Annotated in this window: 11 protein-coding genes; 7 read left to right on the top strand and 4 right to left on the bottom strand. The window is 59.7% G+C overall.

Annotated features, from left to right (window positions below):
- The first annotated feature begins 36 nt into the window (after positions 1 to 36).
- The 7 genes from FY152_13385 (at position 37) to FY152_13415 (ending at position 10,091) form a co-directional block, all read left to right on the top strand.
- Positions 37 to 1,881: an ABC transporter substrate-binding protein gene (locus FY152_13385; protein ID UXS33042.1), complete on the top strand. Its 1,845-nt coding sequence runs from the start codon at positions 37 to 39 to the stop codon at positions 1,879 to 1,881.
- Positions 1,882 to 2,020: 139 nt separating this feature from the next.
- Positions 2,021 to 3,115, top strand: a complete 1,095-nt coding sequence (locus tag FY152_13390) for a microcin C ABC transporter permease YejB (GenBank protein ID UXS33043.1) — start codon at positions 2,021 to 2,023, stop codon at positions 3,113 to 3,115.
- Entirely contained in the window at positions 3,115 to 4,260 is a 1,146-nt protein-coding gene (locus FY152_13395; protein ID UXS33044.1) for an ABC transporter permease, read from the top strand. Before FY152_13390 ends, FY152_13395 begins: the two co-directional genes overlap by 1 nt.
- On the top strand, positions 4,257 to 5,906 hold the full coding sequence (locus FY152_13400; GenBank protein ID UXS33045.1) for an ABC transporter ATP-binding protein: 1,650 nt from the start codon (positions 4,257 to 4,259) through the stop codon (positions 5,904 to 5,906). Before FY152_13395 ends, FY152_13400 begins: the two co-directional genes overlap by 4 nt.
- A 100-nt stretch (positions 5,907 to 6,006) precedes the next feature.
- Entirely contained in the window at positions 6,007 to 7,254 is a 1,248-nt protein-coding gene (locus FY152_13405; GenBank protein UXS33046.1) for an FAD-binding oxidoreductase, read from the top strand.
- A gap of 172 nt (positions 7,255 to 7,426) precedes the next feature.
- Positions 7,427 to 8,788, top strand: coding sequence for a glutamine synthetase (locus tag FY152_13410; protein ID UXS33047.1), 1,362 nt, complete (start codon positions 7,427 to 7,429; stop codon positions 8,786 to 8,788).
- Position 8,789: 1 nt separating this feature from the next.
- Complete coding sequence (locus tag FY152_13415) at positions 8,790 to 10,091, top strand: FAD-binding oxidoreductase (protein ID UXS33048.1); 1,302 nt, start codon at positions 8,790 to 8,792, stop codon at positions 10,089 to 10,091.
- Here FY152_13415 and FY152_13420 read toward each other — a convergent pair.
- The 4 genes from FY152_13420 to FY152_13435 all read right to left on the bottom strand — a co-directional run bounded on the left by FY152_13420 (position 10,088) and on the right by FY152_13435 (position 13,523).
- Positions 10,088 to 10,576: a gluconokinase gene (locus FY152_13420; GenBank protein UXS33284.1), complete on the bottom strand. Its 489-nt coding sequence runs from the start codon at positions 10,574 to 10,576 to the stop codon at positions 10,088 to 10,090. The genes FY152_13415 and FY152_13420 overlap by 4 nt on opposite strands.
- Before the next feature lie 108 nt (positions 10,577 to 10,684).
- Entirely contained in the window at positions 10,685 to 11,425 is a 741-nt protein-coding gene (locus tag FY152_13425; protein ID UXS33049.1) for an ABC transporter permease, read from the bottom strand.
- Positions 11,422 to 12,360, bottom strand: coding sequence for an ABC transporter ATP-binding protein (locus FY152_13430; protein ID UXS33050.1), 939 nt, complete (start codon positions 12,358 to 12,360; stop codon positions 11,422 to 11,424). Before FY152_13430 ends, FY152_13425 begins: the two co-directional genes overlap by 4 nt.
- Complete coding sequence (locus FY152_13435; protein ID UXS33051.1) at positions 12,357 to 13,523, bottom strand: ABC transporter permease; 1,167 nt, start codon at positions 13,521 to 13,523, stop codon at positions 12,357 to 12,359. The genes FY152_13430 and FY152_13435 overlap by 4 nt, the downstream gene beginning before the upstream one ends.
- Positions 13,524 to 13,587 lie beyond the last annotated feature (64 nt).

A 13,587-nucleotide genomic window follows, 5' to 3' on the forward strand; every position in this document is an offset into this window, starting at 1 on the left:
CTCTCCAACAAACACGAAAACAGGGACATTCCCCCAATGATATTGGCACCACTGAAATCCCGCTGCCTCATCGCTCTTGCGGCATCCGCCCTGCTGATACCGGCGGCGGCCTCCGCACAATCGGCCGATGTATGGCGAAAGGGGATTTCGACGGTCGGGGAACTGAAACATCCCGATGGCTTCGATCATTTCGACTATGTGAACACCAAGGCGCCGAAAGGGGGCATCCTTCGCCTGTCGACGGCGGGCACCTTCGATACGCTCAATCCGCTGCTCGCCAAGGGCGAGGCGGCGACCGGCCTTTCTCTTGTTTTCGATACATTGATGAAATCGACGGAAGAGGAGCTGTCGGCCTCCTACGGTCTTCTGGCCGAGGGCGTGAGCTATCCGAACGATATTTCGAAAGCCACCTTCCGGCTGCGCGCCGAAGCGAAATGGGCCGATGGCAAGCAGGTGACGCCGGAGGATGTCGTCTTCAGCTTCGAAAAGGCCAAGGATCTGAGCCCGCAGCTTGCGACCTATTACACCCACGTCACCAAGGCGGAGGTGAGTGGCGAAAGGGACATTACCTTCACTTTCGATGAAAAGAACAATCGCGAATTGCCGCAGATTGTCGGGCAATTGCTGATCGTTCCCAAGCACTGGTGGGAAGCCGCCGGCCCGGATGGCAAGCCGCGCGACATATCGCGTGGCACGCTGGAGCCGGTGATGGGTTCCGGCCCCTACAAGATTGCCTCAGTCTCTCCCGGCTCGACAATTACTTATGAACGCCGCGACGACTACTGGGGCAAGGACGTCAACGTGAATGTCGGGCTGAACAATTTCAAAACCATCGCCTACACCTTCTTCGCCGATCAGGATGTCGAATTCCAGGCCTTCAAGTCCGGCACCGTTGATTTCCGGCAGGAAGCCTCCTCCAGCCGCTGGGTCACGGGTTATGATTTCCCAGCCGTTAAGGAAGGCCGCGTCAAGAAGGAAGAACTGCCGAATATCTATCGTTCCGTCGGCATCATGCAGGCCTTTGTGCCGAACCTGCGCCGCGAAAAATTCCAGAACCCGAACCTGCGCAAGGCACTCAACTACGCTTTCGATTTCGAGGAGCTGAACCGAACGCTGGCTTACGGCCAGTTCCAGCGCATCAACAGCTTCTTCATGGGCAGCGAGCTGGCCTCTTCCGGCCTGCCCACCGGGCGAGAGCTGGAAATTCTTCAGGAACTGAAGGATCAGGTTCCGCCGGAGGTCTTCACGACAGAATATCGCAACCCCGTGGCAGGCGATCCCGCCAAGCAGCGCGACAATCTGCGCGAGGCGGTTAGGCTGATGAAGGAAGCCGGTTACGAGCTGCGCGGCAACCGCATGGTCAATGCGAAAACCGGACAGCCGCTCGATATGGAGTTTCTGATCGATTCCGCCGGCATGGAAAGAACCATCCTGCCCTATGTCCAGAACCTCAAGAAGATTGGCATCAACGCGACGATCCGCACAGTCGACGCCTCGCAATATACCAACCGCACCCGCAGCTTCGATTATGACGTCATCGTCAAGCTCTGGGCGACTTCCGCCAACCCCGGAAACGAACAGGCGGATTTCTGGGGCTCGGCCGCCGCCGACCGGCAAGGGTCCAACAATATTGCCGGCATCAAGAACCCCGCCGTCGATGCGTTGGTCAGGAAGGTCATATTTGCGCCCAACCGGGATGAACAGGTCGCCGCCGCACGCGCGCTCGACCGGGTACTTCTGGCAAACAGCTACGTCATACCGCAATTCTACCGTGGTGAGATGTTCATCGCTTACTGGAATACGCTCATCCGTCCGGAAAACCTGCCCCAATATGGTGTCGGTTTTCCGGAAGCATGGTGGTCCAGCCAGGCCGCGAACTGACGCTGGCCTTGCTTTCGTGCCGAAGGCTTGATTCACATAGGGCGAGACGAATCGCTTAAAGCGCAGGCAGCGCTTTCAGGAAAGGACCGGGTTTGACAGAAACGAAAACCGCTGACGTATCGGCCGGGAGCAGAGGCTGATGGGCGCCTATATCCTCAGACGTCTGGCGCTGATGATCCCGACCATCATCGGCATTATGGGCATTTCGTTTCTCGTCATCCAGTTCGCGCCGGGCGGGCCGGTGGAACAGGTCGTCGCGCAATTGACCGGGCAGGGCGACAGCGCCTCCGACCGGCTCTCGGGCGGCGGCGATCTCATGGGCCAGTCCGGCGGTTTCGATGACAGCGGTTCGAAATATCGCGGCGCGCAGGGTCTCGATCCGGAACTGATCGCCAAGCTCGAAAAGCAGTTCGGTTTTGACAAGCCGCCGCTCACCCGTTTTCTCGAAATGATGTGGAATTATATCCGCTTCGATTTCGGCGACAGCTTCTTCCGCAATTCCTCCGTCATCGATCTCATCATCGACAAGCTGCCGGTGTCCGCATCGCTCGGCTTCTGGATTCTGATCATTTCCTACATCATCTCCATTCCGCTCGGCATCAAGAAAGCCGTGTCCGACGGCTCGACCTTCGATGTCTGGACCTCCGGCATCATCATCATCGGTTATGCCGTGCCGAGCTTCCTGTTCGGTATCCTGCTCATCGTCCTCTTTGCCGGTGGATCCTTCTTCGACTGGTTTCCGCTCCGCGGTCTGGTGTCGGATAATTTTGATCAGCTGAACTGGTGGCAGAAGATCATCGACTATTTCTGGCACCTGACCCTGCCGCTCATTGCGCTGTCGCTTTCGGCCTTTGCGACGACGACGCTGCTGACCAAGAACTCCTTCATCGACGAGATCAAGAAGCAATATGTCATCACCGCCCGCGCCAAGGGGCTCACGGAGCGCAAGGTTCTTTATGGTCATGTGTTCCGCAACGCGATGCTGATCGTGATCGCCGGTTTTCCGGGCGCCTTCATCTCGGCCTTCTTCACCGGATCGCTGCTGATCGAGAATATCTTCTCGCTCGATGGCCTTGGCCGCCTCGGTTATCTCTCGGTCGTCAACCGTGACTATCCGATCGTGTTCGGCACGCTCTTCATCTTCTCGTTGATGGGCCTCGTGGTCGGCCTCATTTCCGACCTTATCTATACATGGATCGATCCGCGCATTGATTTCGAGCGGAGGGACGTGTGATGACGCTTGCCCATACCGCCGCAGCCGAAACGATAGAAAAGCCGAAGCGCCCGTGGTTTTCGCCGACCACCAAGCGCCGCTGGCAGAATTTCAAGGCTAACCGGCGCGGTTATTGGTCCTTCTGGCTGTTCCTGATCCTGTTTTTCCTGAGCCTGATCGCGGAATTCATCGCCAATGACAAACCCGTCCTTGCCTCCTACAAGGGCGAGCTGCTGGTGCCCGTCATGGTGGATTATCCGGAGGAAAAATTCGGCGGCTTCCTTGCCCAGACCGATTACAAATCCTCCTTCATTCAGGACGAGATCAACGCCAATGGCTGGATGATCTGGCCGCCGATCCGTTATTCCTATCAGACGGTCAATTCCAATATTCCCCATTCGGCACCTACCGCGCCGTTCTGGCTGATGGACGAAAAAGACCGCTGCTCGGCCTATCCGCAAGGCAATGCCGATCCCGGCTGCACTCTCGGCAACCTCAACTGGCTCGGAACGGACAATCAGGCGCGCGATGTCACGGCGCGGATGATCTACGGTTTCCGTATTTCCGTGCTGTTCGGTCTGACGCTGACCATCGCGTCGGCCCTTGTCGGCGTCACCGCCGGCGCGATTCAGGGTTATTTCGGCGGCTGGACCGACCTGCTGTTGCAGCGTTTCATCGAAATCTGGTCGTCCATGCCAGTGCTTTATATCCTGCTCATCATCGCGGCCATCCTGCCGCCGGGTTTCTTCGTGCTGCTCGGCATCATGCTGCTCTTTTCATGGGTCGGCTTCGTCGGCATCGTGCGCGCCGAATTCCTGCGGGCCAGAAACTTCGAATACGTCCGCGCCGCCCGCGCCCTTGGCGTCGGCAACTGGACGATCATGTTCCGGCATCTTCTGCCCAACGCCATGGTGGCGACACTGACCTTCCTGCCTTTCATCCTCTCCGGTTCGATCACGACGCTCACCTCGCTCGATTTCCTCGGCTTCGGCATGCCGCCGGGATCGCCGTCGCTGGGCGAGATGATCGCGCAGGGCAAGAACAACCTTCAGGCCCCCTGGCTTGGCCTCACTGCGTTTTTCACCATGTCCATCATGCTCTCACTGTTGATTTTCGTCGGTGAAGCGGTGCGCGACGCCTTCGATCCACGCAAGACGTTCCGGTGATCGCCATGACGGAAACAAAGACCCAACCGCTTCTCTCCGTCCGCGATCTCTCCGTCGCTTTCCACCAGGGCGGCGCGACCAGCATAGCCGTTGATCACGTTTCTTTCGATCTGATGCCGGGTGAGGTCGTCGCCCTCGTTGGCGAGTCCGGTTCCGGCAAGTCCGTGACGGCGAACTCCATTCTCAAATTGCTGCCCTATCCGGCGGCAAGCCATCCATCGGGAAAAATCCTGTTCGACGGCAAGGACATGCTGACTTTGCCGGAACGCTCCCTGCGCGCGGTCCGCGGCAACGACGTCACCATGATTTTTCAGGAGCCGATGACTTCGCTCAATCCGCTCCACACCATCGAGCGGCAGATCGGCGAGATTCTGGAGCTGCATCAGGCAATCACCGGAGCGCTGGCGCGGGCGCGCACGCTGGAACTGCTGCTGCAGGTGGGTATCCGCGAACCGGAAAAGCGCCTGAAGGCCTATCCGCATGAATTGTCCGGCGGCCAGCGGCAGCGCGTGATGATTGCCATGGCGCTTGCCAACCGGCCGAAACTGCTGATCGCCGACGAACCGACGACGGCGCTCGACGTGACGGTTCAGGCCCAGATCCTCGAACTTCTGAGCGACCTCAAGACCAAGCACGGCATGTCCATGCTGTTCATCACCCACGATCTCGGCATTGTCCGCAAATTTGCCGACCGCGTCTGCGTCATGACCAAGGGCAAGATTGTCGAGACCGGCACCGTGGAGCAGGTTTTCAACGATCCGCAGCACGCCTATACCCGCCATCTTCTGGCGGCGGAGCCAAAGGGCGAGCCTCCCCATTCCGACGCCAGCAAACCCGTGGTCATGCAGGGCGACGATATCAAGGTCTGGTTCCCCATCAAGGCGGGGCTGATGCGCCGTGTGGTCGACCATGTGAAGGCGGTCGATGGCATCGATATTACCCTGCGCGCCGGGCAGACGGTTGGTGTGGTGGGCGAATCCGGTTCCGGCAAGACGACGCTCGGCCTGGCGCTCTCGCGGTTGATTGCGTCTGAAGGGCGTATCAGCTTCATCGGCCAGTCGATTGACCACTATTCCTATGAAATGATGAAGCCGCTCAGAAACCGGCTGCAGGTGGTGTTTCAGGATCCTTACGGTTCGCTCAGCCCGCGCATGTCGGTAGGCGAGATCGTCGCCGAGGGCTTGAAGGTGCATGAGCGGTCTCTGTCTGCCGACGAGCGCGATACGCGTGTCGCCACCGCGCTGGAAGAGGTCGGTCTCGACCCCGCGACGCGCTGGCGGTATCCGCACGAATTTTCCGGCGGCCAGCGCCAGCGCATCGCCATTGCCCGCGCCATGGTGCTTAAACCCCGTTTTGTCATGCTGGACGAGCCGACATCCGCGCTCGACATGAGCGTGCAGGCGCAGGTGGTCGATCTGCTGCGCGATCTTCAGGCCAAGCACGAACTCGCCTATCTCTTCATCAGCCACGACCTGAAGGTGGTGAAGGCGCTTGCCAACGATCTGATCGTCATGCGCCATGGCAAGGTGGTGGAGAGCGGCCCGGCGGCGAATATATTCGCTGATCCGCAGCAGGAATATACCAGGGCGTTGCTGGCGGCGGCCTTTAATATCGAGGCTGTCGAAACCAAAGCGGTAAGCCAGTAGGCGTGTCGCTATTTCTATTAAGGCAATGATTTTTCTGTTGCTTTGCAAAAAATGCCGACCCATGTTGCGCAGGACGTGACGCGGAAACGGATTGATTGCAATGGCAGCGGATGTGATCGTTTTGGGGGCGGGTATCATCGGGGTTTCGGTTGCCCTGCAACTGGCTCGCAGGGGCAAGTCGGTGGTGCTGGTGGACCGGCGCGGACCGGGTGAGGAAACTTCCTTCGGCAATGCCGGGCTTATCCAGAGAGAAGGCGTCGTTCCCTACGCCTTCCCGCAGGACCTTGCTCTGCTGTTGCGCTATTCCCTGAACAACAGCATCGATGCCCGTTATCACCTCTCCGCTTTGCCGAAGATCGCGCCCTTTCTCGGCCGTTACTGGTACAATTCCGCAGCCACGCGGCACGCAGCGATTGCCCGCGCCTATGCGCCGCTGATCGAGCATTCGGTTTCCGAACACAGCATTTTGATCGATGAGGCAAAGGCCGCCGATCTCATCGTCAAGAACGGCTGGATGGAGGCCTATAGAACCGCTGCAAGGCGGGATGCAGACTATGCCTTCGCCGAGCGTCTGGCGCGTGACCACGGTATTTCCCACACGAAACTCGGGGACGAAGAACTCGCGACTGCCGAACCGCATCTAAGCCGCGATTTCGTCGGTGGTCTGAAATGGGACGATCCCTGGTCGGTGCGTGATCCGCACGCGCTGACACTGGCCTATGTCAAACTGTTCGAAAGTCTCGGCGGAACCTTTGTGCGGGGCGATGCCTCCACCCTCAGCCAGACTGTCGCGGGCTGGACGGTGCGCACCGAAACCGGCGCGGTCGAGGCCGAACATGCCGTCGTCGCACTTGGCCCCTGGGCGGATACGGTGACGGAACGCCTGGGTTACCGCTTTCCGCTCGGTGTGAAGCGTGGCTATCACATGCACTATGCGCCGCAGGAGGGCACGAAGCTTAACAACTGGCTGATCGATGCGGAGCGTGGTTATTTTCTGGCGCCGATGCGAAAGGGTATCCGCTTGACGACGGGCGCGGAATTTGCCGAACGCGATGCGCCGAAATCTCCGGTGCAGATCGAGCGGGCGGAACGGGTGGCTCGCACGGTCTTTCCTCTTGGCGGCAGGCTGGATGCAGAACCGTGGATGGGTGCGCGCCCCTGCACGCCGGATATGATGCCGATCATCGGAAAGGCGCCAAGGCATAGGACATTGTGGCTCGCCTTCGGGCATGCCCATCACGGCCTCACACTCGGGCCCATCACCGGCCGCGTGCTGGCGGAAACCATGCTGGGGGAAACGCCTGTTATCGCCATCGACGCCTATCGCCCGGAAAGGTTCAATCCCTGATAGCCGAATCCGCTGGCCTTCCTGCGGCGGGCCACGTAACATGGGCTTATCCAAGGGGAAAAGGGGCAAGCGTCATCATGACGGCGAGGTTTCTCATCTATCAGCAGCAGGACGATTTTCGTTAGCGAAGCGCTTCCGCGCGCGAAACAGAAGAGAAACGGCCTGCTGGTGCATGATGGATGATATTGAAAACGCAAAGAAATTCTTCGCCGATAACCCCGATATCGAAATTCTCGAAGCTTTTGTCATAGATGCGAACGGCGTGCCGCGCGGCAAATGGATTCCGCGCGAAAGGGCCATCGACGTTCTTGAAAAGGGAATGGCGATCCCACGCTCCGTTTATGCGCTGGATATCTGGGGTCGCGATGTGCACGCCGCAGGCCTCGCCGAAGGCACGGGTGATCCGGATGGGTTCTGCTTTCCTGTTCCGGGCACGCTGTCGCGAGTGACGTGGCTCGGCCGGCCGACCGCGCAGGTCCTGCTTGCGATGAAGAACCCGGATGGAACAGGATTTTACGGCGACCCGCGCAATGTTCTGGCGCGGGTTCTGGAAGCATACAAAAAAGCCGGTCTCACGCCGGTCGTGGCGACGGAACTCGAATTTTACCTGATCGACCCGGTCCGCTCCGCGCTCGATCCCGTTCGTCCGCCGCATAGTCGCGAAGGCCGGTGGCATACCGGCCAGACACAGGTTCTGTCGATTTCCGAATTGCAGGATTTCGAGGACGTCTTCCACGATATCGCCACGGCCTGCCGGGCCCAGGGTGTGCTTGCCGATACGACACTGCGGGAAAACGGCCCAGGACAATATGAGATCAACCTCAATCATGTACCGGACGCGTTGCAGGCTGCAGATTTTGCCGTCTTCCTGAAGCGCATCGTCAAGGGTGTGGCGCGGCGGCATGATCTCGATGCCACCTTCATGGCCAAGCCTTACGGGTTGCAGGCCGGTAATGGCATGCATGTCCATTTTTCCGTCCTCGATAAGGACGGCAGGAATATCTACGCCGGAGAAAACGGCCCGTCGGATGCGCTGATGCATTCGGTTGGCGGCCTGTTGGAAAACATGGGGGAGAGCATGGCGATCTTCGCTCCCCATGCCAATTCATATCGTCGCCTGACGCCGAGCGAACATGCGCCCACCTACGCCTCCTGGGGCATCGACAACCGCTCGGCGGCGGTGCGCGTCATCGTCGCCAGCAAGGCCGCAACGCGTATCGAACACCGCGTGGCCGGCGCCGATACCAATCCCTATCTCGTCGTCGCGATGATCCTGAGCGCGGCACTTGCCGGCATGAAGGAAAAACGCCAGCCCGGCGGGGCGATTTCCGGCGACAGCCATGCCATCAATCACGAACCTTTGCCCACCAACTGGGACTACGCCCTGCAGCGTTTCACACGCTCCAGCTTCGCTTATGCGACGCTTGGCCAGCGCTATCGTACGCTGTTTTCCGCCTGCAAACAGCAGGAGCTTTCCGAATTTTCCCTGCGTGTAACCGACGTCGAATATGACGCCTATATCAGGACGGTGTGAGATGGCTGAGGTGACGAACATACCCAATCCCGGCCACACCTCCTCCTGGTATGCGGCCTCCGCCAATGTCAAATCCGTGCGGCCCTCGCTTGAGGGCGCACTGGAAGCGGATGTCTGCGTCATCGGCGGCGGCTTTACCGGCATTTCCGCCGCTCTCGAACTTTCCGAACGTGGCTATTCGGTCATCGTGCTGGAAGGCGTGCGGGTCGGTTTTGGCGCTTCGGGCCGCAATGGCGGCCAGATCGTCAATGGTTATAGCCGCGATCTCGAAACCATTGCCGGTCGCTACGGGCATGAAAAGGCGGTGAGGCTCGGTGAAATGTCGCTGGAAGGCGGCGCGATCATCCGCAGCCGCATCGCGAAATACGCCATCGATTGTGATCTTGTCGATGGCGGCTTCTTCGCAGCCTTTACGCCAAAACAGATTCGCGAGATGGAGGCCCATAAGGCCCATTGGGAAAAACACGGCCATGGCGGGCTTGAAATGGTCGCCAAGGCCGATGTCGGAAAATACGTGCAGACCGATCGTTATGCCGGCGGCATGATCGACCGTTTCGGCGGCCACATCCATCCGCTCAATCTGGTGCAGGGGGAAGCGGCGGCGGCCGAAAGTCTCGGTGCGCGCATATTCGAGAATTCGCGGGTTATTTCGGTGGAGCAGGGCGCAAATCCGGTTGTGCGCACGGCGACGGGCAGCGTGAAGGCGAAATATGTTCTCGTCTGCGGCAACGCCTATCTCGGCAAGTTGCTGCCGGAAATCGGTGACCGTATGATGCCGGTCTCAAGTCAGGTCATGGCGACGGAGCCGCTCGATGCCGACCTGATCGAGGAACTTCTGCCCGCAAATTATTGCGTGGAGGATGCGAATTACATTCTCGATTATTATCGCCGCACCTCCGACAATCGCCTGCTTTATGGCGGCGGTATCGGTTATGGCGGCAGCGATCCGGCGGATCTGACCGGCGTTATCCGCCCGAACATGCTGAAGACCTTCCCGCAACTTGAAAAGACGAAGATCGACTTCGCCTGGAGCGGCAATTTTGCGCTGACGCTGACGCGCATCCCGCATATGGGCAAGCTATCGGACTATGTCTATTTTTCACACGGCGACAGCGGCCACGGTGTCACCACCACGCATTTGCTGGGCAAGATACTGGGCGAGGCCGTTGCGGGCCACGCCGAGCGTTTCGATGTCTGGAGTTCCCTGCCGAACTATCCGTTCCCGGGCGGCAAGACCTTCCGTGTGCCGCTGACCGTGCTTGGTGCGTGGTGGTACGGCATGCGCGACAGGCTCGGATTTTAAAACGTCACCGCTTTCAAACCGGCAAGTGCGTTGTTCGCAATATCCTCAGGTGTGGCGTCGATGCTGACGGTCACGACACCCGGTTCGCCGGTCGGCACTTCCAGCGTGGCAAGCTGGGTCTGGAGCAGCGAGAGCGGCATGAAGTGGCCCTTGCGTTCGCCCATGCGCCCGCTGAGGAGTTCGAGGCTGCCATCCAAATAAACGAAAGCGAGCGGGCCGCCGGTAGCCTCGCGAAGGCGGTCGCGGTAGATTTTCTTGAGCGCCGAGCAGGAAACGACGACACCATTGTTTTCATAGCCCTTGCGCAATTCTGCGCCGATCACGTCCAGCCACGGCCAGCGATCGTCGTCGGTCAGCGGAATGCCGTCGGACATTTTATCGATATTGGATTTAGGGTGAAGCTTGTCGCCCTCAATAAAGGCAACGCCCAGTTTTTCCGCCAGTTCCTCTGCGACCGTGGTCTTGCCAGAGCCGCTCACTCCCATCACGACGATTGCCTGTGTCACCCGAACCTCGAATGTTTCTGTTTCGACGGTCAGCCCCTAACATGCGAGGCGGATGTCGGGAACATAAAAATGCAGTGGCTCCTCATGTCAGTGCCCGGTTTTGCGGGCCGCTGCTCTTTCCAGTGCAGAAAAGGCAGCGTGAATCAGGATCGCGAGTGCGGCAACGATCAACCCGCCCTGAAGGATAAAGGCGAGATTGTTGGATTGCAGGCCCGCAATAATGACTTCTCCGAGCGTGCGGGCCGCGACCGTCGAGCCTATGGTCGCGGTTGAAAGGCTGATGACTGCCGAAAGCCGGATGCCCGCAAGGATCGCCGGGAGGGCAAGAGGCAGTTCCACTTTGACAAGCCGTTGCCAGCCGGTCATGCCGCTGCCTCTGGCAGCATCCATCACGGCCGCCGGCAGGGTCGTCAGTCCCGTCAGCGTGTTTTCGAAAACCGGCAGCAGCGCATAGAGGAACAGTGCGATGAGCGTGGGTTTCTCGCCAAAACCGATCATCGGCACCGCGAGCGCCAGAACCGCCACCGGCGGAAAGGTCTGGCCTATGTTGACGATGCTGCGCGACAGCGGCAGAAAATCCGCTCCGAAGGGGCGGGTGACGAGAACCGCGAGCGCTCCGGCCACCAGCGTGGCAAGCCCCGTGGCAATCCCGACAATGGCGAGATGCGACAGTGTGAGTGAAAACAGGTCGGCCTGGGTGTAGATCGCCGGCGCATTGGCCTGCACGAGAGGGCGGAACAATGGCGCAAAGACCTGCGGCGTTGCGAGAAAGACGATTAGCGCCACTACCAGAAGGCCGGGGGCGAAAAACGAAGCGGCATTCTTCATGGGGTTCCGGCAGCACGCTGGAGGAGAACATCGCGCCGCACCCGGCCCGCCGGCTGGCCGTCGTCTTTCAGCACCGGAAGGGCATCGCAGCCCGCCCACAACATTGCCGACAGGGCATCGCGCTGGCTGGTATGCTCGTTCAGCGGTTTGCCTTCAGCGCTTCCCGGCTCCACGACCTCTGCAACGGACAGGACCGACAGCAGTTTCAGCGCGCGTTCGTTTTCGCCAATCATGGTACGCACGAAATCCGTTGCCGGTTTCAGCACCAGCTCGGCTGGCGGGCAATCCTGAACGATACGGCCCTTGTCCATCACGGCGATGCGGTTCGCCAGATGGAAGGCCTCATCCATATCATGGGTGACGAGAACGATGGTAACGCCGAGCTTTTTCTGGATATCGAGAAGATCGTTCTGCGCCTTGGCGCGGATCACCGGGTCCAGCGCACCGAAAGGTTCGTCCATCAGAAGAATGTTCGGCTCTGCCGCAAGCGCGCGTGCCACGCCGACGCGTTGCTGCTGCCCGCCCGAAAGCTCATGCGGAAAGCGGTCGGCATAAAGCGCCGGATCGAGCTGGAAGAGATGCATCAGCGCATCGATTTTCGCATTGATGCGCTTTCGGTCCCAGCCGATCAGCTGTGGAACGGTCGCGATATTCTCCGCCACGGTGCGATGCGGAAACAGACCATGGCCCTGAATGGCGTAGCCGATCTGACGGCGCAGCTTGTAGCCCGGAATAGTGCTCACATCCTCTCCGTCGATACGGATCGTGCCGGATGTCGGCTCCACCAGCCGGTTTATCATGCGCAGCAGGGTGGTTTTTCCCGACCCGGAAGTGCCGACGATGACGGTAACGGTGTGCGGCGCCACGGTCAGCGATACCTGATCGACCACGGCCGCATCGCCATATCGTTTCGTGATGGTGTCGATCTCGATCATGCCTTTTGCCTTCCGCCTGCGCTGAAGAGATTGCTGTCGATGATGGCATCGAGCGCGATCGCAGCGGCAAAGCCGATGAGAACGGTCGGCACGGTGCCAAGCAGCACGAGGTCCATCGCCGTCTGTCCGATGCCCTGAAACACGAAAACGCCAAATCCGCCGCCGCCGATCAATGCCGCGATGGTCGCAAGCCCGATATTCTGCACCAAAACGATGCGGATACCGGTGAGAATGACCGGCATGGCCAGCGGAAATTCCACCCGCAGCAGTCTTTGCACAGGTGTCATGCCAAGCCCGCGCGCGGCCTCCCGCACGGCCTGCGAGACGCCGGAAAGACCGACAACCGTGTTGGAAACGACCGGCAGCAGCGAATAGAGAAACAGCGCCACGAAGGCGGGCGCCATGCCGATGCCGGCGATGCCGATCTTCGCCGCGCCGGGCACATTGGCTGCGATCCATCCGAGTGGTGCAATCAGAAGACCGAAAAGGGCAATGGAGGGAATGGTCTGGACGATGTTGAGCGCGTTCAGCACACCGGCGCGCAACCGCTCGACCTTATAACAGAGAATGCCGAGCGGGATACCAGCCACGGTCGCTGCAACCAGCGAGCCGATGGCAAGCTCCACATGCCGTAGCGCCTCGGTCCAGAAGATATCCGCCCGGCCGGTATATTCCTTGATGATGGAGAGATCGTCCCAGAGGCCGCTTGTCAGAACCGCCGCGAGCGTCGCGATTGCCCCCAGCAACAGCAAAATCCGTATAGACGGTTTCGGCTGGAGACGTGCAATGCAATCAGTAGTGAGCAGCGCAAGCCCTGCAAACATCAGCCAGAAACCGCTGGCGGGCGAAACGCGGGCAAAACTGTTGCCTTCAGGCGTCAGCGCAGAGGCCGCCTGCCCGACGAAGATCGCCAGCACTGCCAGGCCAACCAGCGCGGCTGCGAGTTTCAGGCGCGTCGGAAACCGAAAAAAGGCGATGAAGGCGGCGACGAGAATGATGGCGGCGAGGAGGGTAGCAGCAGGGACCGGAAGGGCTTCGAAGATCGTGCGCGTTTCGCCCTGAATGATCCGGTTGGCGCGGAATGTCATGAAGGGGGATGCAAAAAGCGCGTAGAGAAGCAGGCACGAAATCAGCACGCCCACCTTGTCAGGCCATTTCGTCAAATTCCGCTCCCCCGGATCATAGGTTCGTACGGGATGGTGAAAACCGCGCATGGGTTTCCGCCAT

Origin of the sequence: Agrobacterium tumefaciens (assembly GCA_025560025.1) — a bacterium.
Taxonomy (GTDB): Bacteria; Pseudomonadota; Alphaproteobacteria; order Rhizobiales; family Rhizobiaceae; genus Agrobacterium.

Coding starts and splice junctions, on each gene's coding strand:
- FY152_13395 (UXS33044.1), top strand. CDS start 3,115: ATGACGCTTGCCCATACCGCCGCAGCCGAAACGATAGAAAAGCCGAAG.
- FY152_13385 (UXS33042.1), top strand. CDS start 37: ATGATATTGGCACCACTGAAATCCCGCTGCCTCATCGCTCTTGCGGCA.
- FY152_13390 (UXS33043.1), top strand. CDS start 2,021: ATGGGCGCCTATATCCTCAGACGTCTGGCGCTGATGATCCCGACCATC.
- FY152_13430 (UXS33050.1), bottom strand. CDS start 12,360: ATGATCGAGATCGACACCATCACGAAACGATATGGCGATGCGGCCGTG.
- FY152_13415 (UXS33048.1), top strand. CDS start 8,790: ATGGCTGAGGTGACGAACATACCCAATCCCGGCCACACCTCCTCCTGG.
- FY152_13405 (UXS33046.1), top strand. CDS start 6,007: ATGGCAGCGGATGTGATCGTTTTGGGGGCGGGTATCATCGGGGTTTCG.
- FY152_13425 (UXS33049.1), bottom strand. CDS start 11,425: ATGAAGAATGCCGCTTCGTTTTTCGCCCCCGGCCTTCTGGTAGTGGCG.
- FY152_13410 (UXS33047.1), top strand. CDS start 7,427: ATGATGGATGATATTGAAAACGCAAAGAAATTCTTCGCCGATAACCCC.
- FY152_13420 (UXS33284.1), bottom strand. CDS start 10,576: ATGGGAGTGAGCGGCTCTGGCAAGACCACGGTCGCAGAGGAACTGGCG.